We start from the raw sequence: 1,076 nt of genomic DNA, 5'->3' as shown, positions 1-1,076 counted from the left end.
CCATACCTACCGCTGTTGTGGAGTCCCTATTCTGGCCCAGCTCAGGAGACAAATTCCACACCCAACGTCGAAGAGCCTCATTTTTATTGTTAAGTGAAAGCATACTAATATTACCGTCATTTAAATATCGTTAGAGCCAACTAGCATATGGCAATGAATATCATAACCATCGCGTTTTAAAAGAAAATAAAATACATTCAACTATCAATGTCACCTGAAAAATAAACCTAATTTTTCAATAAGCTCATCAAGAGCCACATGGGCTCGTCATATTCTCATATAGTTATATATAGTCAGTAATTTTTAACCGCTATTCGTCACCAGCCCTTCAGCCTTCAAATGCAATGGGTGCCGTTGCTGTCACCAAGGCACTTCTGACTGCATGGTGATGGGAAATCGCTTTATATCAGAGAGTTAGCACCATGGATTAATATTTTTTGTCCAACTAAGTACAAAGAAGTTTAATTTAAAAAATACGCTTGATTCACTCTATCATGCTGCTAATCTTGCTAGCGTTAGCAACATTAGCAGAGATGATGGAGGTATAAAGGTGGAAAATGACAAGCTTAGCTCAGGATGCTCGTACACAAGAGACTCCGGCCTTCGGAACCATGAATGGCCAATTCTCGATGAAAATTCAGTATTTGAAGGCGCTGTGGTAGAGATATCACGGTCTCTTGAAATTTCGTATGAAATGGCTTTATTGACAGCCTTATCTGCCATGTCATCCGCCTGCCAAGGTATTGCCAATGTAGAGTTACCGACAGGATATCGTGTTCCCTTATCACTTTATATCCTGATAATTGCTCTAAGCGGTGAACGTAAAACTGCTGTCGAGAATGCGTTTTTCCTTGAAATTAAAAAAATTGAACGTGAACTTTTGGATAAACATCAGAAAGATATTGAAGACTATAAACGGCGAATTCATAACTGGTCTTTACATGAAAGAGAGCTCGGAAAGCTTCTCGCTAGAGCGGCTAGCAAATGTGAAGAAACTAAGGAAGGTCTGAATAACTGCCGATTATCGCCAATCGCGGTTTGAGTCGACAAAAAATCAAAGATTCAGACACGCTTCT

1 protein-coding gene is annotated in these 1,076 nt (G+C 39.8%); it reads left to right on the top strand.

The window, feature by feature from the left end:
* Positions 1–550: 550 nt before the first annotated feature.
* Positions 551–1,042, top strand: coding sequence for a DUF3987 domain-containing protein (locus R3F64_RS19340; protein WP_332613249.1), 492 nt, complete (start codon positions 551–553; stop codon positions 1,040–1,042).
* Positions 1,043–1,076: the final 34 nt, after the last annotated feature.

The organism is Halomonas sp. 5021, from assembly GCF_036663435.1.
In the GTDB taxonomy this organism is placed as follows: Bacteria; Pseudomonadota; Gammaproteobacteria; order Pseudomonadales; family Halomonadaceae; genus Vreelandella; species Vreelandella janggokensis.
This window is presented reverse-complemented; position numbering and strand designations above follow the sequence as displayed.